Source organism: Nocardia amamiensis, assembly GCF_015477605.1.
Classification (GTDB): Bacteria; Actinomycetota; Actinomycetes; order Mycobacteriales; family Mycobacteriaceae; genus Nocardia; species Nocardia amamiensis_A.
Genome location: NZ_JADLQX010000002.1, coordinates 397674 through 417644, shown reverse-complemented (window position 1 = coordinate 417644; position 19971 = coordinate 397674). Strand labels below are relative to the sequence as shown.

The window sequence follows — 19971 nt, the reverse complement described above, 5'->3', positions numbered from 1 at the left end:
TTCAGGCGGACCCGTTTTCAGTAGCAACGATCCCAGCAAGTTCCGTAAGGTCGCTGATCTGCCAGTCTGACAGCTCAGCGACCTCCTTCTTGTCTCGATGAATCCAGCCCCAAGGGCCTCGGCGGACGTACGCGGTACGCATGCCGACTGCCTTCGCCGGTGCAACATCGTTGTCGATCCGATCGCCGACATAGATGATTTCTTCCGCCGGTCGCCCGGCAGCCTCGATCACCCTCACGAAGAACTCGGGGTCGGGCTTCTGGACACCCCAGTCATCGGAAGTTGCAATGAAATCAGTGGGCAGGTCAAGCTGCCGGAGCAGCGTTCCCGCCCGGACCGTCTGGTTTCCGACGACACCAACCCACACGCCCATCTTCTGGAGCTTGCTGAGGGCGGGTCGCACATCCGCGTACAGGTCGTCTTCACCGAACCACTCAGGCTGGCCCGCGGCGGCCCGGGCCTCCCTCTGCTCAGTGAGATCGAAGCCTGGACGAAACACCTGGAAAGTCTCGCGGTAGTCAAGTCCGGACGCGATCACGGCACCGAAAACCGCTGCGAACGTGTGACGCGGCACGCCAAGCCAGTCGGCCCAAGTGCCATACTCCCGCGTCTCATCCACCAGGGTTTCACCGACATCGAAGACGACCGCAGAAATCACGCCCGTCAGGGTACCGCGGTCCGCCTGCCATCCGGTCTGCGGGAGCGGTGCAGCAAGAACCGGAGCAAGATGCAAGCTCCCGTTCAAGCCGGATCAAGCTCACTCCAAGATATCGGCGGCTACAGCGTTCAGTGGTAACGCCGGTCTTCCCTGGAGATGCACAGCGTTCACACGCTCGTAGTCCGCGACTACCTGGACTGAGACAGATTCTGGAATGAGCCGCAGAACAGCTGTTCTGCGGCTCATTCCGCATTTCTCGCCGACCACGAGAAGGAACGGCGGCGTTTCCGCTCGGCCGTCCACACCCGTCGGCTTACCGCCGCCGCGCCAGCAGGCGCCGTGCATCGTCGTCTGATCAGGAGATCGCGGGCTCGGGACGCGCGCGGCGTTGCAGCAACCCCACCATCGGCTCGACCACTCGTGCCGCGATCGGGCCGAGCACCGCCATCAGCAGCACATAGGTCGACGCGAGTGCGGTGAGCTGCCCGTCCATCGCACCCGCGCCCACCGCCAATCCCGCGATGACGATGGAGAATTCGCCTCGTGCCACCAGCGCCGCGCCCGCCCTGGCCCGGCCCATCCGGCGGATGCCCTGCCTGGCCGCGGCCCACCAGCCGGTGGCCACCTTCGTGGCCAGCGTGACCACCGCCAGCGCGATCGCCCAGCCCAGCACCGGCGGAATCGCCCGCGGATCGGTATTGAGTCCGAACGCCACGAAGAAGATCGCCGCGAACAGGTCGCGCAGCGGTTCGAGAAGCCTCGCCGCCTCGTACGCCGTCGACCCCGAGATCGCGATACCCAGCAGGAACGCGCCGACCGCCGCCGACACGCTCAACGCTGAGGAGACGCCCGCCACCAGCAGCGCCCCGCCGAGCAACGTCAGCAGGAACACTTCACGGTCCGCGCTGTCGACGATCGCCGAGACGTGGCGGCCGTACCGCAGCGCCACCAGGAGTACCAGGGTGATCGTCACCAGCGCCACTCCCAGTGCGCGCATTCCGCTCATCCAGCTCAGCCCGGCCAGCACCGTGGTCAGGATCGGCAGGTACACCGCCATCGCCAGATCCTCGAACACCAGGATGGACAAGATCACCGGCGTCTCGCGGTTGCCGAGGCGGCCGAGATCGTCGAGGACTTTCGCCACGATGCCCGAGGAGGAGATGTAGGTGACGCCCGCCATGGTGATCGCGCCGGTGAAACCCCAGCCCAGCATCAGGGCCACCACCGCGCCGGGCGTCGCGTTGACGGCGATGTCGACGATTCCGGCGGCCCAGGAGCGGCGCAGTCCGGTGACCAGTTCCGTGGCGGTGTACTCCAGCCCGAGCAGCAATAGCAGCAGCACCACGCCGATTTCTCCGGCGATATGGCCGAATTCGTAGGCCGAATGGAGTTCGATGACACCGCCCTGCCCGAAGGCGACACCGCCGATCAGGTACAGCGGGATCGGTGACATACCGACTCGGCCCGCGACGCGACCCAGCATGCCGAGGGCGAAGAGAACCGCTCCGAGCTCGATCAGGGCGAGCGCGGTGTCCGTCACGTGCTCAGCCGTGCGTCAAGATCTTCGCGGCGGCATCGAGACCCTCCGGGGTGCCGACGACCACGAGCAGGTCGCCCGCGGTGAAGGTGAAATCGGGACCGGGCGAGGGATGCAGCTGTCCCGCCCGCATGACCGCGACGATGGAGACCTTGGTGCGGGTGCGCATCTGGGTCTCGCCGAGGGTGCGCCCGTCGTAGGGCGACTCATCGGCGATCGGTAGCTGCCGGGTGGTGATCCCGGGCAGGTCGCGGTGGTCGTCGTTGAGCTTGGCGACCAGCTGGGGCGCGCCGAGCAGATTGGCCAGCACCGCCGCCTCGTCGGTGGTCAGCGGGATCTGCGCGGCGCAGGCATCCGGATCCTCGAGCTTGGAGACGATCAGGTCGATATCACCGTCGCGGTGGGCGACCACGCCGATTCGGCGACCGGAGCGCACTTCGAAGTCCTTGCGGACACCGATGCCGGGTAGTGCGGTGACGTCGACGTTCACGCCCTCCAGATTAGCCGGATGTCGCAGCCGTTGAACCGTTCCGTCATCACTTCGGCCGATGGCGCGTCGTGTGCCCTGTGCTGTGATGGAGCCGTGCGGCGGTGGTCGGAGATACCCGAGAGAACGCGGGACGCGCTCGGCGCGGTGATCGTGTTCGCCGGCGGCACCGCGCTGTATCTCACCGGCTTGTCCACGATGACCGAGCGTGGCACGCAGCTGTCGCTGTGGGTGCGGTTCGGCGTGCTGCTGGCGGTGTGCCTGGGGACGTTCTTCCGGCGCCGGAATCCGATGGCGGCCATGCTCGGTGGACTGGTTCCCCTGCTGGTGGACGCCTGGCTCGGCGCGACGCTGCCGGTGTGGCTCGTCTACGCCGACCTGATCTATTCCGCCGTGCTCTACGCCGGGCGCCGGGCCTCGCGGACCACGACGCTGTGCTGGTCGGTGTTCTCCGCCCTGATGGTGATCCTCACCCTGGCGCTGACCGCCGACCCGCGTGCGGTCGCGCTGGCGCTGGTGGCGGTGTTCAGTTTCGTGGCGACGCCGCTCTGGTGGGCGAACTCGGTGCGCACGCACAAAGAGATCGCGGCTGCCGAGCGCACACGCGCGCAGGCGTTGACCCTGGTCGCCGAACTCGACCGGCGCGCGGCCGTCGCCGACGAGCGCACCACGATGGCACGCGACCTGCACGACGTGATCGCCGGTCATCTGTCGGCCATCGCCATCCAGTCCGAGGCGGCGTTGCGGAGGCTCGCCCGCGGCGACGGCGACCCCGCGGTCGCCGGAATCCTGCGATCCATCCGTTCCAACAGTGTCGGCGCGCTGCAGGAGATGCGCACCATGATCGGTCTGCTGCACAGCGACGGGGCCGAGGAGGTAGCCGCGCCCCGCAGGCTGGCCCAGCTATCGATCCTCGTGGACGCGGCACGTGCGGCGGGGATCTCGGTGCGGGTGCACGAAGCGCTCGACGGCGCGGCGCTGCCGAGCGCCGTCGACCAGGCCGCCTACCGGATCGTTCAGGAGGCGTTGACCAACGCGATGAAACACGCTCCGGGACAGGAGGTCTCGATCGATGTGCGCGCCGCGGACGAAGTGTTGAGCGTGACGATCCGCAACCCGGCCGTCTCGGTGCGGCCGCACCATGCGGCGGCGCAGGCCGGGCACCGCGGACTGGTGAACATGCGCGAGCGTGCTGCGGCGCTCGGCGGAAGTCTTCGTGTGGGGATGGATTCCGGCTGCTGGGAAGTGCTGGCCCGCTTGCCGTTCGGCTCCCCGAGCGCGTCATGACGATCCGGGTGGTGATCGCCGACGACCACGCGGCGATCCGCGCGGGACTGCGGATGATCCTGGACGTCGAGGACGACATCGAGGTGGTCGGCGAGGCCGCCGACGGCGATATCGCGATCGCGCAGGCCACCGCGCTGCGGCCGCAGGTCGTGCTGATGGACGTGCGGATGCCCGGGATGGACGGGATCGCAGCGACCGAGCGGATCACCGCCGACAGTTCGGCCAGGGTACTCATTCTGACCACGTTCGACCTGGACGAGTACGTCTTTCGCGCGCTGCGCGCCGGCGCGTCGGGGTTCGTGCTGAAGTCCGCGTCGGGGAACTCGCTGGTCGAGGCGGTGCGCTCGGTCGCCGCAGGTGACGGCGTACTGGCCCCGGAAGTGACAAAGTCTGTGATCTCGGCATTCGCCGCGTCGAATCAGGCTGTGTCGCAATCCGTCCCGGCCGGGCTGGAGGAGCTCACCGAGCGGGAACGCGAAGTGCTCCACTGCCTCGGCGACGGTCTGTCCAACGCGCAGATCGCGGCCAGGCTGTTCATCGGCGAGACAACGGTCAAGACGCACGTCTCGCGGGTGCTGATGAAACTCGGTGTGCGGTCACGGGTTCAGGCCGCGATCCTCGCTCGGGAGATCCGCGACCGGTGATCACCCGGCGAGCGGGGCGAATGTCCCGTCCACGCCGGGCAGGTACTCCTCGACCGCGGTGACCGCCACCAGCGGCAGCGGCCCGTACAGATGAGGGAAGAGCATCGACTCCGGGTCGCTCGGCACGCCCGGCTCCCATTTGATCGGCGAGCCCACCCGGCCGGGGTCGATGCGCAGCAGCACCAGATCGCGTCGTCCCGCGAACAACCGGTTCGCGGGCAGGTGTACCTGCCCCGGCGCCGAGAGGTGGATGAACCCCGCCGCACCGAGCGAGGGCGCGCGATACTCCCCGATTTGCCGGGCGGAAAGCCACTCCGCCGAAGTGCATAGATGAACCAGCGTGTGAGTGTCGTAGGTCACGGGTAATCTCCGGGTGGACAACTGGATCGGCCGATCGAGGATGTGATGGAGTGCACATCGACAACCTGACCTGTGGCGTTCGCCCGTAGCGAAATCCCAGGTCGTGTTATCGAAAACACACTGAATCATTCGCGGGAACAAAGTCCCCCGTCCCGAACGTCTGACAGAGTAGTCATACCCCTGCTGGGAAGTAGCGGTAGCGAGCTCGTGGTGAGTGACCACGGGCCCCACACCAGGTGAACGGTCGACGGGACCGGGAGCCAGGACGGAGGAGTCATGCCAGGAACCCTGACAAGCACCCCACTGACCGCGGTCGATCGTTGCGACCGTTGCGGGGCGGCGGCGCGAGTGCGCGCCGTACTTCCCGCGGGTGGAGAGTTGCTCTTCTGCCAGCACCACGCGAACGAACACATGGATCGGCTGCGTGAGCTCGACGCCGTGATCGACACGGAGTCCGCTCCCGCGCTCTGATCGCTCCTCGCGTCCTGACACAACAGCATCGGACAACAGAACACCGTCAACCATCGGCAGCGGGCGACCCACAGGTCGCCCGCTGCTGGCGTGTCCGGCGCCCGGTCAGCGCGCAGGCACCGCGCCGAGGATGCCGTCCAGCAGCCTGGCCAGCCCGTAGTCGAACGCGCCGTCCGGGTCGGCGGGCGCCTGGTACAACTCGCCCACCGTCGCGCCCACCCGCGATGCCAGCGGGAACTCACTCGGCGGCATGACCTCCGTGAGCAGCGGACCATGCACCTCCCACCAGCGTGTATCGCTCATCCTGCGGGTCTCGCGGGCGGCGGCGACCGCCATGCGCGCGTTGCCGGTCGCGAACTCCGACAGCACGGCGATCACCCGATCCATCGCCACGTCCGGCAGGCCGATCCCCTCGATCGCGGCGAGCTGCCGTTCGTAGCGGCGCATCCGTCCCGGACCGAGCACCAGCCGCCACGGGGGCACCTCGAGCAGCCAGGGGTGCGCGATCAGTTCCGCCCGAACCTGGCGGGCCAGCGTCGCCATGCGCTCGCGCGGGGGGAGTTCACCCGCAATGGGTGCGTCCTCGTCTGCCACCGCGTCGACCATGAGGAGCGTGAGCGCCTCTTTGCTCGGCACATACGTGTAGAGACTCATCGGCCGTAGCCCCAGCTCCGCCGCGACCGCGCGAATGGAGACCTTCTCGTAGCCCTCTCGGTCCGCCAGTGCGACCGCTGCCGCGACCACCGCGTCGACGCTGACGGTCTGCTTGGGGCCGCGTCCCGCGGGACGCGCGGGACGCGCGTGCCGCCACAGCAGTGTCATCACCTGTTTCGCCTGTTCGACGGAGATCTCCTCGCTCACGACTGCGCCTCGCCGGCGCTCGGCTCCCTCGTGCGCGAGTTCGCTCTGCGTCTCCGATTCCCTCACTGACGCGCGCTCACGACCGGCGCTCGGCTCCGTCGTGCGCGAGGGCGCGCTGTGTTCTCGGTTCACTCGCTGACGCTCGCTCACGGCACTCCTCGGAACAAATCCAGTACGGTGTACGTTGTCACGATACTCCGTACACTATACGTTGATTTGAGGAGTGCGCTCTGTCCAGCACACACGCCACATACCTGCCGGATCGGCACATGTTCGCCCTGTGGACGTGGGCGGGAAGGGGTACCGGACCGGCCCCGCGCGGCTCTGGCGACCGCGAGACACTCGCGCTGGTGCTTCCCGCCGGTGCCGACGGCGCGCTCGAGGTCACCGACGTCGACGCCGCGCTGCTGGGCCCGGACGATTTCGCGGATCTGACGGTCGAGCACCCGGGACATTCGATCCTGCTCTGGCAGGACATCCTGCGCACCGCCCGCACCGAGCCGGTCCCGGAAGCGCCCGACGACCCCGAACTGCCGACAGCCGCGCATGCCGTGCCGGATGCGTCCGGCACCTCGGTCGTGTCGGCGCAGCGCGCGCTGCGGGTATTGCGTGACACCGAGGCCGTGGCGGCGGACCTGCGCGCAACGCTGAAGGCGCAGCTGCGGCCCTACCAGGCACGCGGGGTGGGCTGGTTGCGCGAAACCGTGGACACACACGGTGGCGCGGTGCTCGCCGACGAGATGGGCCTCGGCAAAACCGTGCAGACCATCGGTTTCTTGCTCGACCGTGCCGAGGCGGGGCCGCAACTCGTAGTCTGTCCGACCTCGCTGGTCGGCAACTGGGCGCACGAGATCGGCCGGTTCGCGCCGGGCCTACGCGTGATCGCGTGGCGCGGCGGCGAGATCGCGGCCGACGCGGCGACGGTCGTCGTCACCGGGTATCCCACCATGCGGCTGCATGGACGCCTGTTGACCGGACAGCGCTGGGCGACGGCCGTATTCGACGAGGCGCAGGCGGTGAAGAATCCGCGCACCCAGGTCGCGAAGGCGGCGCGGGCGATCGACGCGGCCGCGACGGTCGCGCTGACCGGCACACCCGTGGAGAACCACCTCGACGAGCTGTGGGCGCTGCTGAACCTGGTGACGCCACAGTTGTTCGGGCACCGCACCCAGTTCCGGCGGCGATTCGTGCGGCCGATCCAGGACGGTTCAGCGACCGCGGCGGCGCGGTTGCGCGACACCATCGAACCGGTCGTGCTGGCGCGCAAGAAGAGTCAGGTCGCTGCGGCGCTGCCCGCGAAGATCCACAGCGACCTGCTCTGCGACCTCACCACCGAGCAGGAGCGGCTCTACGATCAGCTGCTCGCCCAGGCCGTCGACGACGGATTCGGTGCGGGCATCGAGCGCCACGGCCGCGTGCTCGCCGCACTGACCTCGCTCAAGCAGGTGTGCAACCATCCCGGGCTGGTCACCGGTGAGCTGCGCGAGCTGGCCGGCCGATCCGGAAAACTCGACCTGTGCACCGACATCCTGGCCACCAATCTCGATACCGCCAGCCCCACCTTGGTGTTCACCCAGTACCGCGGCACCGGTGAGCTGCTCGTGCGCCATGTCGCCGAGCAGTTCGGGGTGACGGCGCCGTTCTTCCACGGCGGGCTGAACCAGGCCGAACGCGCCGAGATCGTGTCCCGGTTCCAGGCCGAGGACGGGCCGCCGATACTGGTGCTGAGCCTGCGCGCGGCGGGCACCGGGCTCACCCTGACCCGCGCCGCCGATGTCATCCACTTCGACCGCTGGTGGAACCCGGCGGTGGAGGCCCAAGCCTCCGACCGCGCCCACCGGATCGGCCAGACCCGCACCGTCACCGTCACCACACTCACCTCGGCCACGACCGTGGAGGAGCACATCGCGGGCATGCACGACCGCAAGGCGGCCCTGACCGACCTCGGCGACGCACCCGGCATCGCGGCTCTCGCCGCGCTCGGCGACGAACAGCTCATCGAGATCCTGCGCCGCAAAAGGGAGAACTGATGGCGGACAACGAATTCGGCTATACCGCCTGGGGCATGGACTGGGTGCGCCTCGCCGAGCCGCTGCGCCAGACCCGACCCGATCCCCTGCTCCCGCGCGCCCGCAGCATCGCACGCAACAGCGGCGTGCAGGTCACCGTCGAGGGACGGGTCGTGCGGGCCACCATTCACCGTGGCGGTCAGGCCTCACTGACCCACCTGGAAGTGGCGCCGCTGACCAGGGCGACGATCACGGCCATCGCCGCGATCGTGCCGGACCCGTCCGTGCTGACCGACGACATGCATCGCGCGATCGCGGCGGCGGGAATCCCGCTCGCCCCGGTCCTGGCGGGCACCGACTGCTCCTGCACGGCACGATCGGTGCGGTGCGTGCACGTTCTCGCCGTCTATTACGAGATGGCGCGCAAGGTCGACGAGAACCCACGGCTCGCCCTGGAGATCCAGGGCTATTTCGCTGCGAGCCCGCAGGATTCGGACGAGTCGGCGCCACCAGCGCGATGGACGCCGATCAGCGCGCTCGATCCGTCGCGGTTCTTCACGACGGCGCCGGCCTGAGCGACCGGGGCCAGGTCGGTTCCGGGGGTGGTCAGCGTGTCGCCAGAGCGGTATTTCGCCGGGTGATCAGGCGTTGGTACCGCTGTCCACGGTGAGGAACGCGCCGGTGATGCTGCGCCCGGACGGACCGGCCAGGAAAGCCACCGTGGCGGCGATGTCGTCGGCGGTGCCGAAGCGGCCCAGCGCGGTCAACTCGCGCTGCTGTGGGGCGTGGTCGCCGTCCTCGGGGTTCATGTCGGTGTCGGTGGAGCCCGGTTGCACGAGATTCACCGTGATCGCGCGCGGGCCGAGTTCGCGGGCCAGCGCCTTGGTGAAGCCGTTGAGCGCGGACTTGCTCAGGTTGTAGAGCGTCAAGCCGTCGAAGGGCGCGTGCTCGGCCAGGTTGGTGCCGATACTGATGATCCGGCCGCCCTCGGTCATGTACGCGACCGCCGCCTGCGCGCCGACGAACGCCGCGCGCGCGTGCACGTGCAGCGCGTTGTCGATCTCCGCGACGGTGAACTCTTCGAATGGCTTGGCCGGGAAGATTCCCGCGTTGTTGACCAGGATGTCCAGCCCGCCGAGCTCCGACGCGGCCCGGTCGACTGCGGCACGCACCGCGGTGGCGTCGGCACTGTCGGCCTGGATCGCGATGGCTCGGCGCCCGAGCGCCTGGAGCTCGCCGGCCACCGTTTTCGCCGGCCCCTCGGCGTGCTGGTAGGTCAGCGCGACATCCGCACCCGCCGCGGCGAGGCTACGTGCGATCGCCGCGCCGATTCCGCGGCTGCCGCCGGTCACCAGCGCGACCTTGCCCATGAGGTCCGACATCAGTGCTCCTCTAATTCTGTGTCAATCAGTACATAATTAGCCAAACGGATCGGCCCTCCGGTGTCAATAGGTATATTTAACGATCGACACAGAAAGGTTCCGTCATGGCCGAACGGGGACGACCGCGCGCCTTCGACCGCGCCGAGGCGTTGCGCCGTGCCATGGAGGTGTTCTGGGAACACGGCTACGAGGGCTCCTCGATGAGCGATCTCACCGCCGCGATGGGCATCAACTCGCCGAGCCTGTACGCCGCCTTCGGCGGCAAGGAGTCACTGTTCCGCGAGGCCGTCGAACTCTACGGACGGACCGACGGCCGCTACACCGATCGTGCGCTGCGCGAAGAGCCGACCGCCCGCGGCAGCATAGAGGCGATGTTGCGGGACAACGCCGTGGCCTACACCGAGCGCGACAAGCCGCACGGCTGCATGGTCGTGCTCGCCGGCTCCACCTACACCACGCGCAACGCGAACATCCGCGACTTCCTGATCGGCAAACGCCGCGAGACCACCGAGGACATCCGTCGGCGCCTCGATCGCGGTATGGCCGACGGCGATCTGCCCACGGGCACCGACACGGCAGCCCTGGCGGCTTTCTACGCCACGGTCCTCTACGGCCTGTCCATCCAGGCGCGGGACGGCGCTTCGCCGGCCGAACTCACCGCGTCCATCGACTGCGCCATGGCCGCCTGGCCCGTTCCCGCCTGACCCGGATTTCCCCGCCGCACCGCTACTTCCGGCGTAGTGCCGCGATGCGATCGCCGAGTTGCTCCGCGGTGGCCAGCGCGGTCGGCGGACCGCCGCACTCGCGCCGCAGCTCGCCGTGGATCACGCCGTGCGGTTTGCCGGTGCGATGGTGATGCATCGCCACCAGGCTGTTGAGCTCGCGGCGCAGCTCACCGAGCCGGTCGGCCGTGGCGACCCGTTCCGCCGCGCTGGCCACCTGCGGACCCGGCTCCGGTGCGGGCGCGGCCGCACCGCGCTCAGCGACCTGCCTGGCCTGCCGCTCACGCAGCAGCGCGCGCATCTGCTCGGCGTCGAGCAGACCCGGGATGCCCAGGTAGTCCGCTTCCTCGTCGCTGCCGGCGAAGGTGGCGGTACCGAACGAGGAGCCGTCGTAGATCACCTGGTCGAGTTCGGCGTCGGCGGCCAGCGCGACGAAGGACTTGTCCTTCTCGCCGGGCTCGTCCTTCTGCTTGGCGGCCTCGATCAGCAGGTCGTCGTCGAGTCCGTTCTGCTCCCGGTGCGGCTTGCCGATGACATGGTCGCGCTGCAACTCCAACTGGGCGGCCAGATCCAGCAGGACCGGCACCGACGGCAGGAACACGGTCGCGGTCTCGCCGGGCTTACGCGCACGCACGAAGCGACCGATCGCCTGCGCGAAGTACAGCGGCGTCGCGGCGCTGGTGGCGTACACACCCACGGCCAGGCGCGGCACGTCCACACCTTCCGACACCATGCGCACCGCGACCATCCACGGCTGGGTGCTGTTGCTGAACTCCGCGATCCGGTTCGACGAGGACGGGTCGTCGGAGAGCACCAGGGCCGGTTTCTCGCCCGAGATGTGTTCCAGCAGTTCGGCGTAATCGCGGGCACGCTCCTGATCGGTGGCGATCACCAGTCCGCCCGCGTCGGGCATGCCGGAAGCGCGCTTCTGACGCAGCCGGATGTCGGCGGCGCGCAGCACGGCCGACATCCAGTCACCCGCAGGATCCAGCGCGGTGCGCCAGGCCCGGGCGGTCTGCTCGGCGTTGAGCGGTTCGCCGAGGCGCGCGGAGTACTCCTCCCCCGCGCTGTCACGCCAGTGCGCTTCACCGGAATAGGCCAGGAAGACCACCGGCCGCACGACGCCGTCGGCGAGTGCCTCGGCGTAGCCGTAGGTGTGGTCGGCGCGGGACTTCGGGAAGCCGGACTCGTCGGGCTCGTAGACGACGAAGGGGATTTGACTGTCGTCGCTGCGGAACGGCGTACCGGTGAGCGCGAGGCGGCGGGTGGCGTCGCCGAACGCCTCGGCTGTCGCCTCACCCCAGCTCTTCGCGTCGCCCGCGTGGTGGATCTCGTCGAGAATGACGAGCGTCCTGCGGTTTTCGGTGCGCACACGGTGCCGGAACGGATGCGCGGCGACCTGCGCGTAGGTGACGACGACGCCGTGGTAGTCCCCCGAGGTGCCTCCGGTCGAGTTGGAGAACCGCGAATCCAAGGCGATCCCGGCACGGGCCGCGGACTGCGCCCACTGATGTTTGAGGTGTTCGGTGGGCGCGACGACGGTGATCTGGTCCACGGTGCGGTCGGCCAGCAGTTCCGCCGCGACGCGCAGCGCGAACGTGGTCTTTCCGGCCCCTGGAGTGGCCACCGCGAGGAAATCCCGCGGTTTGGTGGCCAGATACTTCGTCAGCGCACGCCGCTGCCAGGCACGGAGAGATCCGCCTACGGCGGTACTCGCTGTTTTCGAATCGCCCGGCGCTCCCGCTTCTCCCGCCACAGCGGTGCCACCCGACCCAGTCACGCAGACGACCCTAGCGGCCCGGCACGGCGTGTCGCCAAACCGACGCGAAAGGCGCGACCGGCATCACACGGCCACCAGCCAGGACGCTGGAAGTTCACCCGGTGCGCACCGACACGTCGCACCCGGACCCCGATACGGATCACGCAAGTGCGCGATGCTGTATGCACGATGACCGATCACCGCGCCCTCCCGGGCGATCCGCCACGGACCGACGCACCGTCGGCCCGCACCGCAACGGTGCGCATGCGGACGCGCGCGGGCGCCAGAGCCGCGCACGCGAGCAGGCGCACGGTCGCGCTGGTCGTACGGGTGGCGGAGAAGGCATGGGCGGACTCGATCTTCGCCAAGTCGGCCGCGGCGGCGTTCTGGCAGACGCTCTCGCTGGCGCCCCTGTTGCTCGGTGTGCTCGGCAGCCTCGGTTACGTCGGCGGATGGTTCGGCCCGGACACCGTGCAGATCGTGGAATCCAAGATCATCGCGTTCAGCCAGGAGTTGTTCAGCGCGAGCGTGGTGTCGGACCTCATCGAGCCGACGGTGCAGGACGTCCTCGGGCGAGGCCGTGGCGCGGTGGTCTCGGTGGGTTTCGTGCTGTCGCTGTGGGCCGGCTCGTCGGCGATGGCCACATTCGTCGACGCGATCGTCGAGGCCCATGACCAGCAGGACGCGCGGCACCCGGTGTGGCAGCGCATCTTCGCGCTGTTGCTGTACATGCTGTTCCTGGTGGCGGCGGTGCTCATCCTGCCCTTGGTGGCGCTGGGACCAGCGCTGATCGGGCGGGTGCTGCCCGCGGCGTGGCGGGCGACGGGACTTCAGCTGCTGGATTTCTTCTACTACCCCGGTGCCGGCCTGCTGCTGATCGTCGGGCTCACGACCCTGTACAAGCTGGCGCTGCACACCTCACTGCCGTGGCACCGCCTCTTCGGCGGCGCGCTGGTGGCCGGGGTGTTCTTCATGGCGGCGAGTGAGGTGCTGCGGCGCTACCTGTCCTGGGTCACCAGAACCGGCGTCACCTACGGCGCGCTGGCGACGCCGATCGCGTTCTTGCTGTTCACGTTCTTCCTCGGCTTCGCGGTGATTCTCGGCGCGGAGTTCAACGCGGCCGTGCAGGAGTTCTGGCCTGCCCGCGCGACGCGCATGGAGCAGGTGAAGGAGTGGATCGCCAACCAAGTGCGCGGCGAAAGCGGCGCGAGCACGGAGGCGCTGACCGAGGACGCTGCCGTGACCGACCCGGACGACGCCGGACCCCGCCGCTCCCTGGCCGCGCTCGACCGGCGGGGAGTGTCGTCCCCGGCCCCGGAGTAGAGCCGGGCCTCAGTCGCCCTTGCGTAGGCCGTCGTAGACCTTCTTGCACTCCGGGCACACCGGAGAGCCGGGCTTGGCCGAGCGGGTCACCGGGAAGACCTCTCCGCACAGCGCGACCACGTGGGTGCCCATGACGGCGCTTTCGGCGATCTTGTCCTTCTTCACGTAGTGGAAGAACTTCGGGGTGTCGTCGCCCGTCGTCTCGTCGGTCGTCGTGTCCGGGCGAACCATGGTGTCGGTGCTCACGCATTCCATGATGCCGCATCGCTGGATCAGTGGCCGACCACGGCGGCGCATGCCGCCCCGAGAACGAGAGCGGCCACCAGGAGCCCGGTCTGTGCGTGGACGGACCACTAGTGGAAGACTCGGAGTATGCAGCAGAACGGCGACTCCTCCTCCGCCGACGGCCGCGACCGCCAAGAGCACCCCGACGTGACGATGCCGACGCCGCCCCGCGGTTCCTCCGGATACTTCCCGGGCAGCGACGGCAAGCACCCCGCGCTGATCACCGAGGCGGCCCCTTCGCTCGACGATCAGCACCGCGCGCGGGTGCGCCGGTACACGATCATCATGGCGTTCCGCATCCCTTGCCTGGTCCTCGCCGCGATCGCCTACAGCGCGTTCGGCAATCCGCTGCTGTCCATCCTGATCATCGTGGCGTCCATTCCCCTGCCCTGGATCGCGGTGCTGATCGCCAACGACCGCCCGCCCCGCCGCAAGGACGAGCCCAGCCGCTGGGATCGTCCCCGCACCGCCATCGAGTCCCGCCGGCACAACGCCATCGACGGCTGATCGGGCGCCGCCTGCTGCGGCATCCGGCTGGCTGGTGGCCGGAACTCCACCTGGCTCCCGTCCACGGCGTCTGTCGTGGACGACCGAGGCCGAGCACGAAAACCGATGTCAGGACGGTTGCGGCGCGCGGCGTAGCACCGCCGACATCACCGCGGCCGCTCCGCACAGGGCGCCCGCGAGATACCAGGCCAGGTCGTAGCTGCCCTGGATGTCACGGATGACGCCCGCGCCGGTCGCCGCCATTGCCGCGCCGATCTGGTGGGAGGCGAACACCCAGCCGAAGGCGACGGGGCCGTCGGCGCCGAACAGCTCACGACACAGCACGACTGTCGGCGGAACCGTGGCCACCCAGTCCAGGCCGTAGAAGACGATGAACACCCAGAGGCTCGGCTGCGTGTCCGGGCCCAGCAGCGCGGGCAGGATCAGCAGCGACAAACCGCGCAGCGTGTAGTAACCGATCAGCAGGTAGCGCGGGTCGAGCCGGTCGGTCAGCCAGCCGGACGCGATGGTGCCCGCCACGTCGAAGATGCCGACGAGCGCCAGCAGGCTCGCCGCGGCGGTCGGCGGCATGCCGTGATCGTGCGCCGCGCTGACGAAATGAGTGCCGACCAGGCCGTTGGTCGACGCGCCGCAGACCGCGAACCCTCCTGCCAGCAACCAGAATCCGGGCCTGCGGGCGATCGTGCCGAGCACGATCAGCGCACGCGAGGCGCCACCGGCCGCGGGCACGCGAATCCCGGCGGCGCTGTCCGGCTCGGCCCCATAGGCCCGCACGCCGACGTCGCTCGGGTAGTCGCGAATGAACAGCAGTACCAGCGGCGCCACGGCCAGCGCCGCTCCCGCGACGATCAGCGAGGGCAGCCGCCAGCCGTGCGCGTGCGCCAGCGCGGACACCAGCGGCAGGAAGACCAACTGCCCGGTCGCGCCTGCGGCGGTGAGCACGCCGGTGACCAGGCCGCGCTGGCGCACGAACCACCGGCCGGTGATGGTCGCCACGAAGGGCATCGACATGGAGCCGACCCCGATACCGACCAGCAGGCCCCACGTCAGGATCAGATGCCAGGGCTGGGTCATGAAGACCGTCAGCCCGCTGCCCGCCGCGACCAGCACCAGAGCGCAGGCCACCACGGTGCGGATACCGAAGCGATCCATCAGCGCCGCCGCGAACGGCGAGATCAGCCCGTACAGCAGGAGATTCAGCGAAACGGCCGTGCCGATGGTGCCGTGCGACCAGCCGAACTCCTCGTGCAGCGGGTCGAGCAACACGCTGGGCACCGACCGGAAGGCGGCGGCGCCCAGCAGCGCGATGAAGCCGATACCCGCGACAAGCCATGCCGGATGCAGGCGGGTCCGGGGCGGGAAGTCGACGGGAACCGGGGTCGGCGTCTGCAGTTCGGTCACCCGCTGAGCCTGCCGGAAGGTTGCGTCCGCAACGAGTGGCCCGAACGCCACATACCGTTAAATTCGCGCCATTCGGCGGACGTCGCTATGTGCTCGACAACCTGCGTGCCGGTCCCTAATGTCATCGAAGCCGTCGCCACGACGATCCCACTTCGGTACGTAGCGGGGAACAGACAGGAGTGAACATGATTCGGTGGATCTGGGTCTTCCTGGACCGCCCGGCGCAGCGCTTCGACGACTGCGCGAAGTTCTGGTCCACGGTCACCGGCACCCAGCTCTCTCCGCGACGCGGCACGAACGACGAGTTCCTCACCCTGCTGCCCGACCCGGCGCTGTTCGCCGCCGCGAGCGTCAAGATGCAGGCGGTGACCGGCCTCGCCGGGGTCCATCTCGACCTCGACGTCGACGACATCCCGTCCGCCGTCCGGACCGCGCTCGACCTGGGCGCCGAACTGGTCGCCAACCACCCCGACTACGCCGTGCTGCGCTCCCCCGGTGGCCAGACGTTCTGCCTCACCCCGAGCGGCCGCGCCACCAGCACACCCGCACCGGCCGTGCGGGCACCCGACGGCATGCTGTCGCGCTTGGATCAGGTATGCCTCGACATCGGCCCCGCCGATTACGAGATCGAGACCCGATTCTGGACGTTGTTGACCGGGTGGACATACCGGCCCGGGCGGCTGCCGGAGTTCGCCCGTCTGCGCGCGGAGGAGCAGCTGCCCGCGCATCTGTTGCTGCAGCGTCTCGGCGAAGATCGTCCGACCAGTGCGCACGTGGACCTGGCCGCGGAGGACATCGAGGCCACCGCGGCCTGGCACGAATCGCTCGGCGCGACGGTGGTGCGGCGGCACGAGCACTGGATCGTCCTGAGCGATCCCGGCGACGCGCTGTACTGTGTCACCGCGCGCGACCCGAACGGCGTCTGAATCACCACCCGGTCCGTGCCAGACGGTCGCGGTGGCAGAGTACCGATGTGCCTACGAACCGACCGACCACCACCGGATCGCTGCTGACCGCGCTGTGCCCGGACCTGCGGACCGCCCTGACCAGGGTCGGCTACGACGCCGACACCTTGCTCGAGGTACTCGGCGGCGCGCACGCCGCACTCGGCCGCTCGGAGCCGGTTCCGGTGCGCAGGGCGGCGCGCAAGGCAGGCGAACTCGGCACGCTCATCCGCCTGCTGCTGCTCGGCGACGCGCTGCCCGAGCGGGAGGTCGCCGCCGCGCTCGCGCCGGTGGACCTGGACCACGCCGTGGCCGCCGGACTGCTGGATCGCGACGGCGACGCCGTGCGGGCCGCGCTGGACCTCCGCCCGCTGGACGCGGGCGCGGGCACGCGATGGATTCTGTCCGATCTCGACGACTCGATGCGCCGCCGCACGCTGACCGAGGACCACGTGCTCGGCGTCGGCCACGCCTCGCTCTCGCTCCTGCGCGCCACCCCGACGCGCCCTGTCGGCACGGTGCTCGACCTCGGCACCGGTTGCGGAGTGCAGGCGGTACACGCTGCCTCCTACGCCCGGCACGTCACGGCCACCGATGTCAACGCTCGCGCGCTCTGGCTGGCCGAAGCCACCGCGGCGCTCAACGACCTGGACATCGAATTGGTCGAAGGCTCCTGGTTCGAGCCGGTCGGGGGAAGGCGCTTCGACCAGATCGTGGCCAATCCGCCGTTCGTGGTCGGCCCCGTCCGCGTCGAGCACACCTACCGCGACTCCGGTCTCGCGCTCGACGGAGCAAGTGAGCTGGTGATCTCCCAGGCGGCCGACCTGCTCGCACCCGGCGGCACCGCCGCGATGCTGGCCGCGTGGGTGCACGTCGACGGCGAGGACTGGCGCGAACGAGTCTCCTCGTGGCTGCCCGCCCATGGTGTCGACGCCTGGGTGGTGCAGCGCGATGTCGCCGATCCGGCCCTCTATGTCGGCACCTGGTTGCGCGATGCGGGCCTCGACCCGCGCGATCCAGCCGCGCAAGCCCGTGCGGAGAGCTGGCTGGACGCCTTCGCTTCCGCCGATGTCGATGGCATCGGTTTCGGTTTCGTCTACCTGCGCTCTATCGACGGTCCGGCCGAGCTGCTCGCAGAAGACCTCACGCACGGCTTCGACGACCCGCTCGGCGAGGAGGCCGTTAGGTATTTCGAGCGCTCGGCCTGGCTGCGCGCTGTCGCCGGAGATCAGAATCTCGCCTGGTCGGCACGTTTCGCGGTGGATTCCGCGACCGCGCTCGAGCGCGTGTACCTGCCCGGGCCCGAGGGCTGGGCGCCGGAGATGGCGCGGCTGCACCGGGGCGACGGCCCGCGCTGGCACCACGAAGTGGACGAGACCACGATCTCCCTGCTGGCGGGAATGCGAGCCGACGGCCTGCCGTTGTACCAGCTGGTCGAACTACTGGCGCTCGCCCACGGCTCCGAGGAGGTGACCGCCGAGTTCGCGGCCGACGCGTTGTCCGTCGTCACCGGATTGGTACGTCACGGATTGGTACGGCCCGTATAACCGTACGGCAACTACGCGGCGGCCGGCGCGGGTCCCGGCCAGGGGATCGCTCCGCGGCGCGGTGCTTCTCAGGAACTTCTCAGACGAGAGGGCAGAAAACCGCAGCTCAGAGCGGTTTATGTCAGCCGTAACGGGGAACTTTCTCCGTGTCGGGTCCGTTGATCGGAGTGAGACACCACCGACAGGAGGCAAGTCATGACAAGCCCCGCCACCACTCGTGTGCGCACCAGCGATTCGGACCTCGACGCCCAGAGCCCCGCCGCCGACCTGGTACGTGTGTACCTGAACGGGATCGGCCGTACCGCGCTGCTCACGGCTGCCGACGAGGTCGAGCTGGCCAAGCGCATCGAGGCGGGCCTCTACGCGCAGTATCTGCTGGAAACCGGTAAGCGGCTGTCGGCCAGCCGGAAGCGGGATCTAGCCCTCGTCGTGCGCGAAGGTCAGGCCGCCCGGTCGCATCTGCTCGAAGCCAACCTGCGCCTTGTTGTCTCGCTCGCCAAGCGCTACACCGGCCGCGGAATGCCGCTGCTCGACCTCATCCAGGAAGGCAATCTCGGACTGATCCGGGCCATGGAGAAGTTCGACTACACCAAGGGTTTCAAGTTCTCCACGTACGCCACCTGGTGGATTCGCCAGGCCATCACCCGCGGCATGGCCGACCAGAGCCGCACCATCCGCCTGCCCGTCCACTTGGTCGAGCAGGTGAACAAGCTGGCCAGGATCAAGCGGGAACTGCACCAGCAACTCGGCCGGGAGGCCACCGACGAGGAACTGGCCGTCGAATCGGGCATCCCGGTGGACAAGATCTCCGATCTGCTCGACCACAGCCGCGACCCGGTGAGCCTGGACATGCCGGTCGGCAACGACGAAGAGGCCCCGCTCGGTGATTTCATCGAGGACTCCGAGGCCACTTCGGCCGAGTCCGCGGTCATCGCCGGTCTGCTGCACCACGACGTCCGCAGTGTGCTCGCCACCCTGGATGAGCGCGAACAGCAGGTGATCCGGCTGCGTTTCGGCCTCGACGACGGGCAGCCGCGCACCCTGGACCAGATCGGCAAGCTCTTCGGCCTCTCCCGCGAGCGAGTGCGCCAGATCGAGCGCGAAGTGATGGCGAAGCTGCGCAAGGGCGAGCGGGCCGACCGGCTGCGCGCCTACGCCAGCTGATTCTCCCTGGCGCCGGTAGTTCGCAGACAGCTCCGGCGTTCGGCCCGGTGACCACCGCGAAGGTCACCTTTCCGCGCCGACCGGTGACCGCGCGTGCCTGCCCCCTCCGGGCGTCGCGCGAGCCGGTCGGCGGTCTCGTATTCTTTCCTCCCTCGGCTTGTTGCCGTGCTCAGCTCTGATCCACCGCGATGTCGTACTTGACGGTCTCGCCCTCGACCGAGGTCACGGTCAACGTCACACCCAGGTTGTCGGCGCCTGCGGTTAACGTGCAGCGCATCGTCGTCCCTGTCTTGCCGGTGAGATCGCCGGGACAATCGATCGCATCGGGTTCCTGGCCGACTTTCTGTGTCAGCGTGTCCTTGACCGACTTCTCCAAGTCGGCCTCCGCCACCTTTGCGGTGCCGATGCTGACCGAGCACGCGGTGAGCGCCGCCGCGAGCAGCGACAACAGGGCAAGGATGCGGATCTTCATGGCGAACCGGCCTTTCTTTCGGACGAATCTGGCATCCACAGATCGCGGCAACAGCGATCGCCCGTTATCCGGCACCCGCGACATGGCCTGTGCGAGCCGACGACTCAGGCGCGCCATCGTCCTCGTCGCCGGTGCGCTTGCGCCCGCCCGG

The 19971-nt window shown here is 69.0% G+C and carries 21 protein-coding genes; 11 read left to right on the top strand and 10 right to left on the bottom strand.

Features of this window, described 5'->3' with window-relative positions; all coding sequences use genetic code 11:
- Window position 1 precedes the first annotated feature (1 nt).
- The 3 genes from IU459_RS04495 to IU459_RS04485 all read right to left on the bottom strand — a co-directional run bounded on the left by IU459_RS04495 (window position 2) and on the right by IU459_RS04485 (window position 2685).
- Window positions 2-658 (bottom strand): HAD family hydrolase, encoded by a 657-nt coding sequence (locus IU459_RS04495; RefSeq protein WP_195128127.1) that lies wholly within the window; start codon window positions 656-658, stop codon window positions 2-4.
- Window positions 659-1013: 355 nt separating this feature from the next.
- On the bottom strand, window positions 1014-2198 hold the full coding sequence (locus IU459_RS04490; RefSeq protein ID WP_195128126.1) for a cation:proton antiporter: 1185 nt from the start codon (window positions 2196-2198) through the stop codon (window positions 1014-1016).
- A 4-nt stretch (window positions 2199-2202) separates the two neighbouring features.
- Window positions 2203-2685: a cation:proton antiporter regulatory subunit gene (locus tag IU459_RS04485; RefSeq protein WP_195128125.1), complete on the bottom strand. Its 483-nt coding sequence runs from the start codon at window positions 2683-2685 to the stop codon at window positions 2203-2205.
- A gap of 93 nt (window positions 2686-2778) precedes the next feature.
- Here IU459_RS04485 and IU459_RS04480 point away from each other — a divergent pair, with 93 nt between their 5' ends.
- Window positions 2779-3969, top strand: coding sequence for a sensor histidine kinase (locus IU459_RS04480; protein WP_195128124.1), 1191 nt, complete (start codon window positions 2779-2781; stop codon window positions 3967-3969).
- Complete coding sequence (locus IU459_RS04475) at window positions 3966-4613, top strand: response regulator transcription factor (protein ID WP_195128123.1); 648 nt, start codon at window positions 3966-3968, stop codon at window positions 4611-4613. Before IU459_RS04480 ends, IU459_RS04475 begins: the two co-directional genes overlap by 4 nt.
- On the opposite strand, the gene IU459_RS04470 is transcribed toward IU459_RS04475, so the two are convergent.
- Window positions 4614-4973, bottom strand: a complete 360-nt coding sequence (locus IU459_RS04470) for a DUF952 domain-containing protein (protein ID WP_324198735.1) — start codon at window positions 4971-4973, stop codon at window positions 4614-4616.
- 276 nt (window positions 4974-5249) lie between these two features.
- On the opposite strand from IU459_RS04470, the gene IU459_RS04465 reads away from it, so the two are divergent.
- Complete coding sequence (locus IU459_RS04465) at window positions 5250-5444, top strand: DUF7455 domain-containing protein (RefSeq protein WP_036538000.1); 195 nt, start codon at window positions 5250-5252, stop codon at window positions 5442-5444.
- A gap of 105 nt (window positions 5445-5549) precedes the next feature.
- Here IU459_RS04465 and IU459_RS04460 read toward each other — a convergent pair whose 3' ends face one another.
- Window positions 5550-6266 (bottom strand): TetR/AcrR family transcriptional regulator C-terminal domain-containing protein, encoded by a 717-nt coding sequence (locus IU459_RS04460; protein ID WP_195128204.1) that lies wholly within the window; start codon window positions 6264-6266, stop codon window positions 5550-5552.
- 308 nt (window positions 6267-6574) lie between these two features.
- Between IU459_RS04460 and IU459_RS04455 the strand changes: the two genes are divergently transcribed.
- Window positions 6575-8335, top strand: coding sequence for a DEAD/DEAH box helicase (locus IU459_RS04455; protein ID WP_195128121.1), 1761 nt, complete (start codon window positions 6575-6577; stop codon window positions 8333-8335).
- Window positions 8335-8889, top strand: a complete 555-nt coding sequence (locus IU459_RS04450) for a hypothetical protein (RefSeq protein WP_195128120.1) — start codon at window positions 8335-8337, stop codon at window positions 8887-8889. Before IU459_RS04455 ends, IU459_RS04450 begins: the two co-directional genes overlap by 1 nt.
- 66 nt (window positions 8890-8955) lie before the next feature.
- Here the strand turns inward: IU459_RS04450 and IU459_RS04445 are convergent, their stop codons facing one another.
- The gene (locus IU459_RS04445; RefSeq protein WP_195128119.1) at window positions 8956-9696 is read right to left on the bottom strand and encodes an SDR family NAD(P)-dependent oxidoreductase; all 741 of its coding nucleotides are present in this window, start codon (window positions 9694-9696) and stop codon (window positions 8956-8958) included.
- Between the two features lie 104 nt (window positions 9697-9800).
- On the opposite strand from IU459_RS04445, the gene IU459_RS04440 reads away from it, so the two are divergent.
- Complete coding sequence (locus IU459_RS04440; RefSeq protein ID WP_195128118.1) at window positions 9801-10400, top strand: TetR/AcrR family transcriptional regulator; 600 nt, start codon at window positions 9801-9803, stop codon at window positions 10398-10400.
- A 22-nt stretch (window positions 10401-10422) separates the two neighbouring features.
- On the opposite strand, the gene IU459_RS04435 is transcribed toward IU459_RS04440, so the two are convergent.
- Window positions 10423-12174: a DEAD/DEAH box helicase gene (locus IU459_RS04435; protein ID WP_195128203.1), complete on the bottom strand. Its 1752-nt coding sequence runs from the start codon at window positions 12172-12174 to the stop codon at window positions 10423-10425.
- A gap of 267 nt (window positions 12175-12441) precedes the next feature.
- Between IU459_RS04435 and IU459_RS04430 the strand changes: the two genes are divergently transcribed.
- Window positions 12442-13500, top strand: coding sequence for a YihY/virulence factor BrkB family protein (locus IU459_RS04430; protein WP_228837396.1), 1059 nt, complete (start codon window positions 12442-12444; stop codon window positions 13498-13500).
- A 9-nt stretch (window positions 13501-13509) separates the two neighbouring features.
- On the opposite strand, the gene IU459_RS04425 is transcribed toward IU459_RS04430, so the two are convergent.
- A complete protein-coding gene (locus IU459_RS04425; protein ID WP_157129315.1) occupies window positions 13510-13755 on the bottom strand; it encodes a DUF3039 domain-containing protein in 246 nt (81 codons plus the stop codon).
- Window positions 13756-13938: 183 nt separating this feature from the next.
- Here IU459_RS04425 and IU459_RS04420 point away from each other — a divergent pair, with 183 nt between their 5' ends.
- On the top strand, window positions 13939-14292 hold the full coding sequence (locus tag IU459_RS04420; RefSeq protein ID WP_228837395.1) for a DUF3099 domain-containing protein: 354 nt from the start codon (window positions 13939-13941) through the stop codon (window positions 14290-14292).
- A 108-nt stretch (window positions 14293-14400) separates the two neighbouring features.
- Here the strand turns inward: IU459_RS04420 and IU459_RS04415 are convergent, their stop codons facing one another.
- The gene (locus IU459_RS04415) at window positions 14401-15693 is read right to left on the bottom strand and encodes an MFS transporter (protein WP_195128115.1); all 1293 of its coding nucleotides are present in this window, start codon (window positions 15691-15693) and stop codon (window positions 14401-14403) included.
- Between the two features lie 185 nt (window positions 15694-15878).
- Here IU459_RS04415 and IU459_RS04410 point away from each other — a divergent pair, with 185 nt between their 5' ends.
- The 3 genes from IU459_RS04410 (at window position 15879) to IU459_RS04400 (ending at window position 19348) form a co-directional block, all read left to right on the top strand.
- Window positions 15879-16619 (top strand): VOC family protein, encoded by a 741-nt coding sequence (locus IU459_RS04410; RefSeq protein WP_195128114.1) that lies wholly within the window; start codon window positions 15879-15881, stop codon window positions 16617-16619.
- Between the two features lie 47 nt (window positions 16620-16666).
- A complete protein-coding gene (locus IU459_RS04405) occupies window positions 16667-18184 on the top strand; it encodes a DUF7782 domain-containing protein (RefSeq protein ID WP_195128113.1) in 1518 nt (505 codons plus the stop codon).
- A 195-nt stretch (window positions 18185-18379) separates the two neighbouring features.
- Entirely contained in the window at window positions 18380-19348 is a 969-nt protein-coding gene (locus tag IU459_RS04400; RefSeq protein WP_040780281.1) for a sigma-70 family RNA polymerase sigma factor, read from the top strand.
- Between the two features lie 169 nt (window positions 19349-19517).
- On the opposite strand, the gene IU459_RS04395 is transcribed toward IU459_RS04400, so the two are convergent.
- Window positions 19518-19937 (bottom strand): DUF4333 domain-containing protein, encoded by a 420-nt coding sequence (locus IU459_RS04395; protein ID WP_228837296.1) that lies wholly within the window; start codon window positions 19935-19937, stop codon window positions 19518-19520.
- Window positions 19938-19971 lie beyond the last annotated feature (34 nt).

What these genes read in the sequence shown, in the direction of transcription:
- IU459_RS04475 (WP_195128123.1), top strand. Translation starts at nt 3,966, where the DNA reads ATGACGATCCGGGTGGTGATCGCCGACGACCACGCGGCGATCCGCGCG.
- IU459_RS04465 (WP_036538000.1), top strand. Translation starts at nt 5,250, where the DNA reads ATGCCAGGAACCCTGACAAGCACCCCACTGACCGCGGTCGATCGTTGC.
- IU459_RS04460 (WP_195128204.1), bottom strand. Translation starts at nt 6,266, where the DNA reads ATGACACTGCTGTGGCGGCACGCGCGTCCCGCGCGTCCCGCGGGACGC.
- IU459_RS04455 (WP_195128121.1), top strand. Translation starts at nt 6,575, where the DNA reads ATGTTCGCCCTGTGGACGTGGGCGGGAAGGGGTACCGGACCGGCCCCG.
- IU459_RS04450 (WP_195128120.1), top strand. Translation starts at nt 8,335, where the DNA reads ATGGCGGACAACGAATTCGGCTATACCGCCTGGGGCATGGACTGGGTG.
- IU459_RS04445 (WP_195128119.1), bottom strand. Translation starts at nt 9,696, where the DNA reads ATGTCGGACCTCATGGGCAAGGTCGCGCTGGTGACCGGCGGCAGCCGC.
- IU459_RS04440 (WP_195128118.1), top strand. Translation starts at nt 9,801, where the DNA reads ATGGCCGAACGGGGACGACCGCGCGCCTTCGACCGCGCCGAGGCGTTG.
- IU459_RS04430 (WP_228837396.1), top strand. Translation starts at nt 12,442, where the DNA reads ATGCGGACGCGCGCGGGCGCCAGAGCCGCGCACGCGAGCAGGCGCACG.
- IU459_RS04425 (WP_157129315.1), bottom strand. Translation starts at nt 13,755, where the DNA reads ATGGAATGCGTGAGCACCGACACCATGGTTCGCCCGGACACGACGACC.
- IU459_RS04420 (WP_228837395.1), top strand. Translation starts at nt 13,939, where the DNA reads ATGCCGACGCCGCCCCGCGGTTCCTCCGGATACTTCCCGGGCAGCGAC.
- IU459_RS04410 (WP_195128114.1), top strand. Translation starts at nt 15,879, where the DNA reads ATGATTCGGTGGATCTGGGTCTTCCTGGACCGCCCGGCGCAGCGCTTC.
- IU459_RS04400 (WP_040780281.1), top strand. Translation starts at nt 18,380, where the DNA reads ATGACAAGCCCCGCCACCACTCGTGTGCGCACCAGCGATTCGGACCTC.
- IU459_RS04395 (WP_228837296.1), bottom strand. Translation starts at nt 19,937, where the DNA reads ATGGCGCGCCTGAGTCGTCGGCTCGCACAGGCCATGTCGCGGGTGCCG.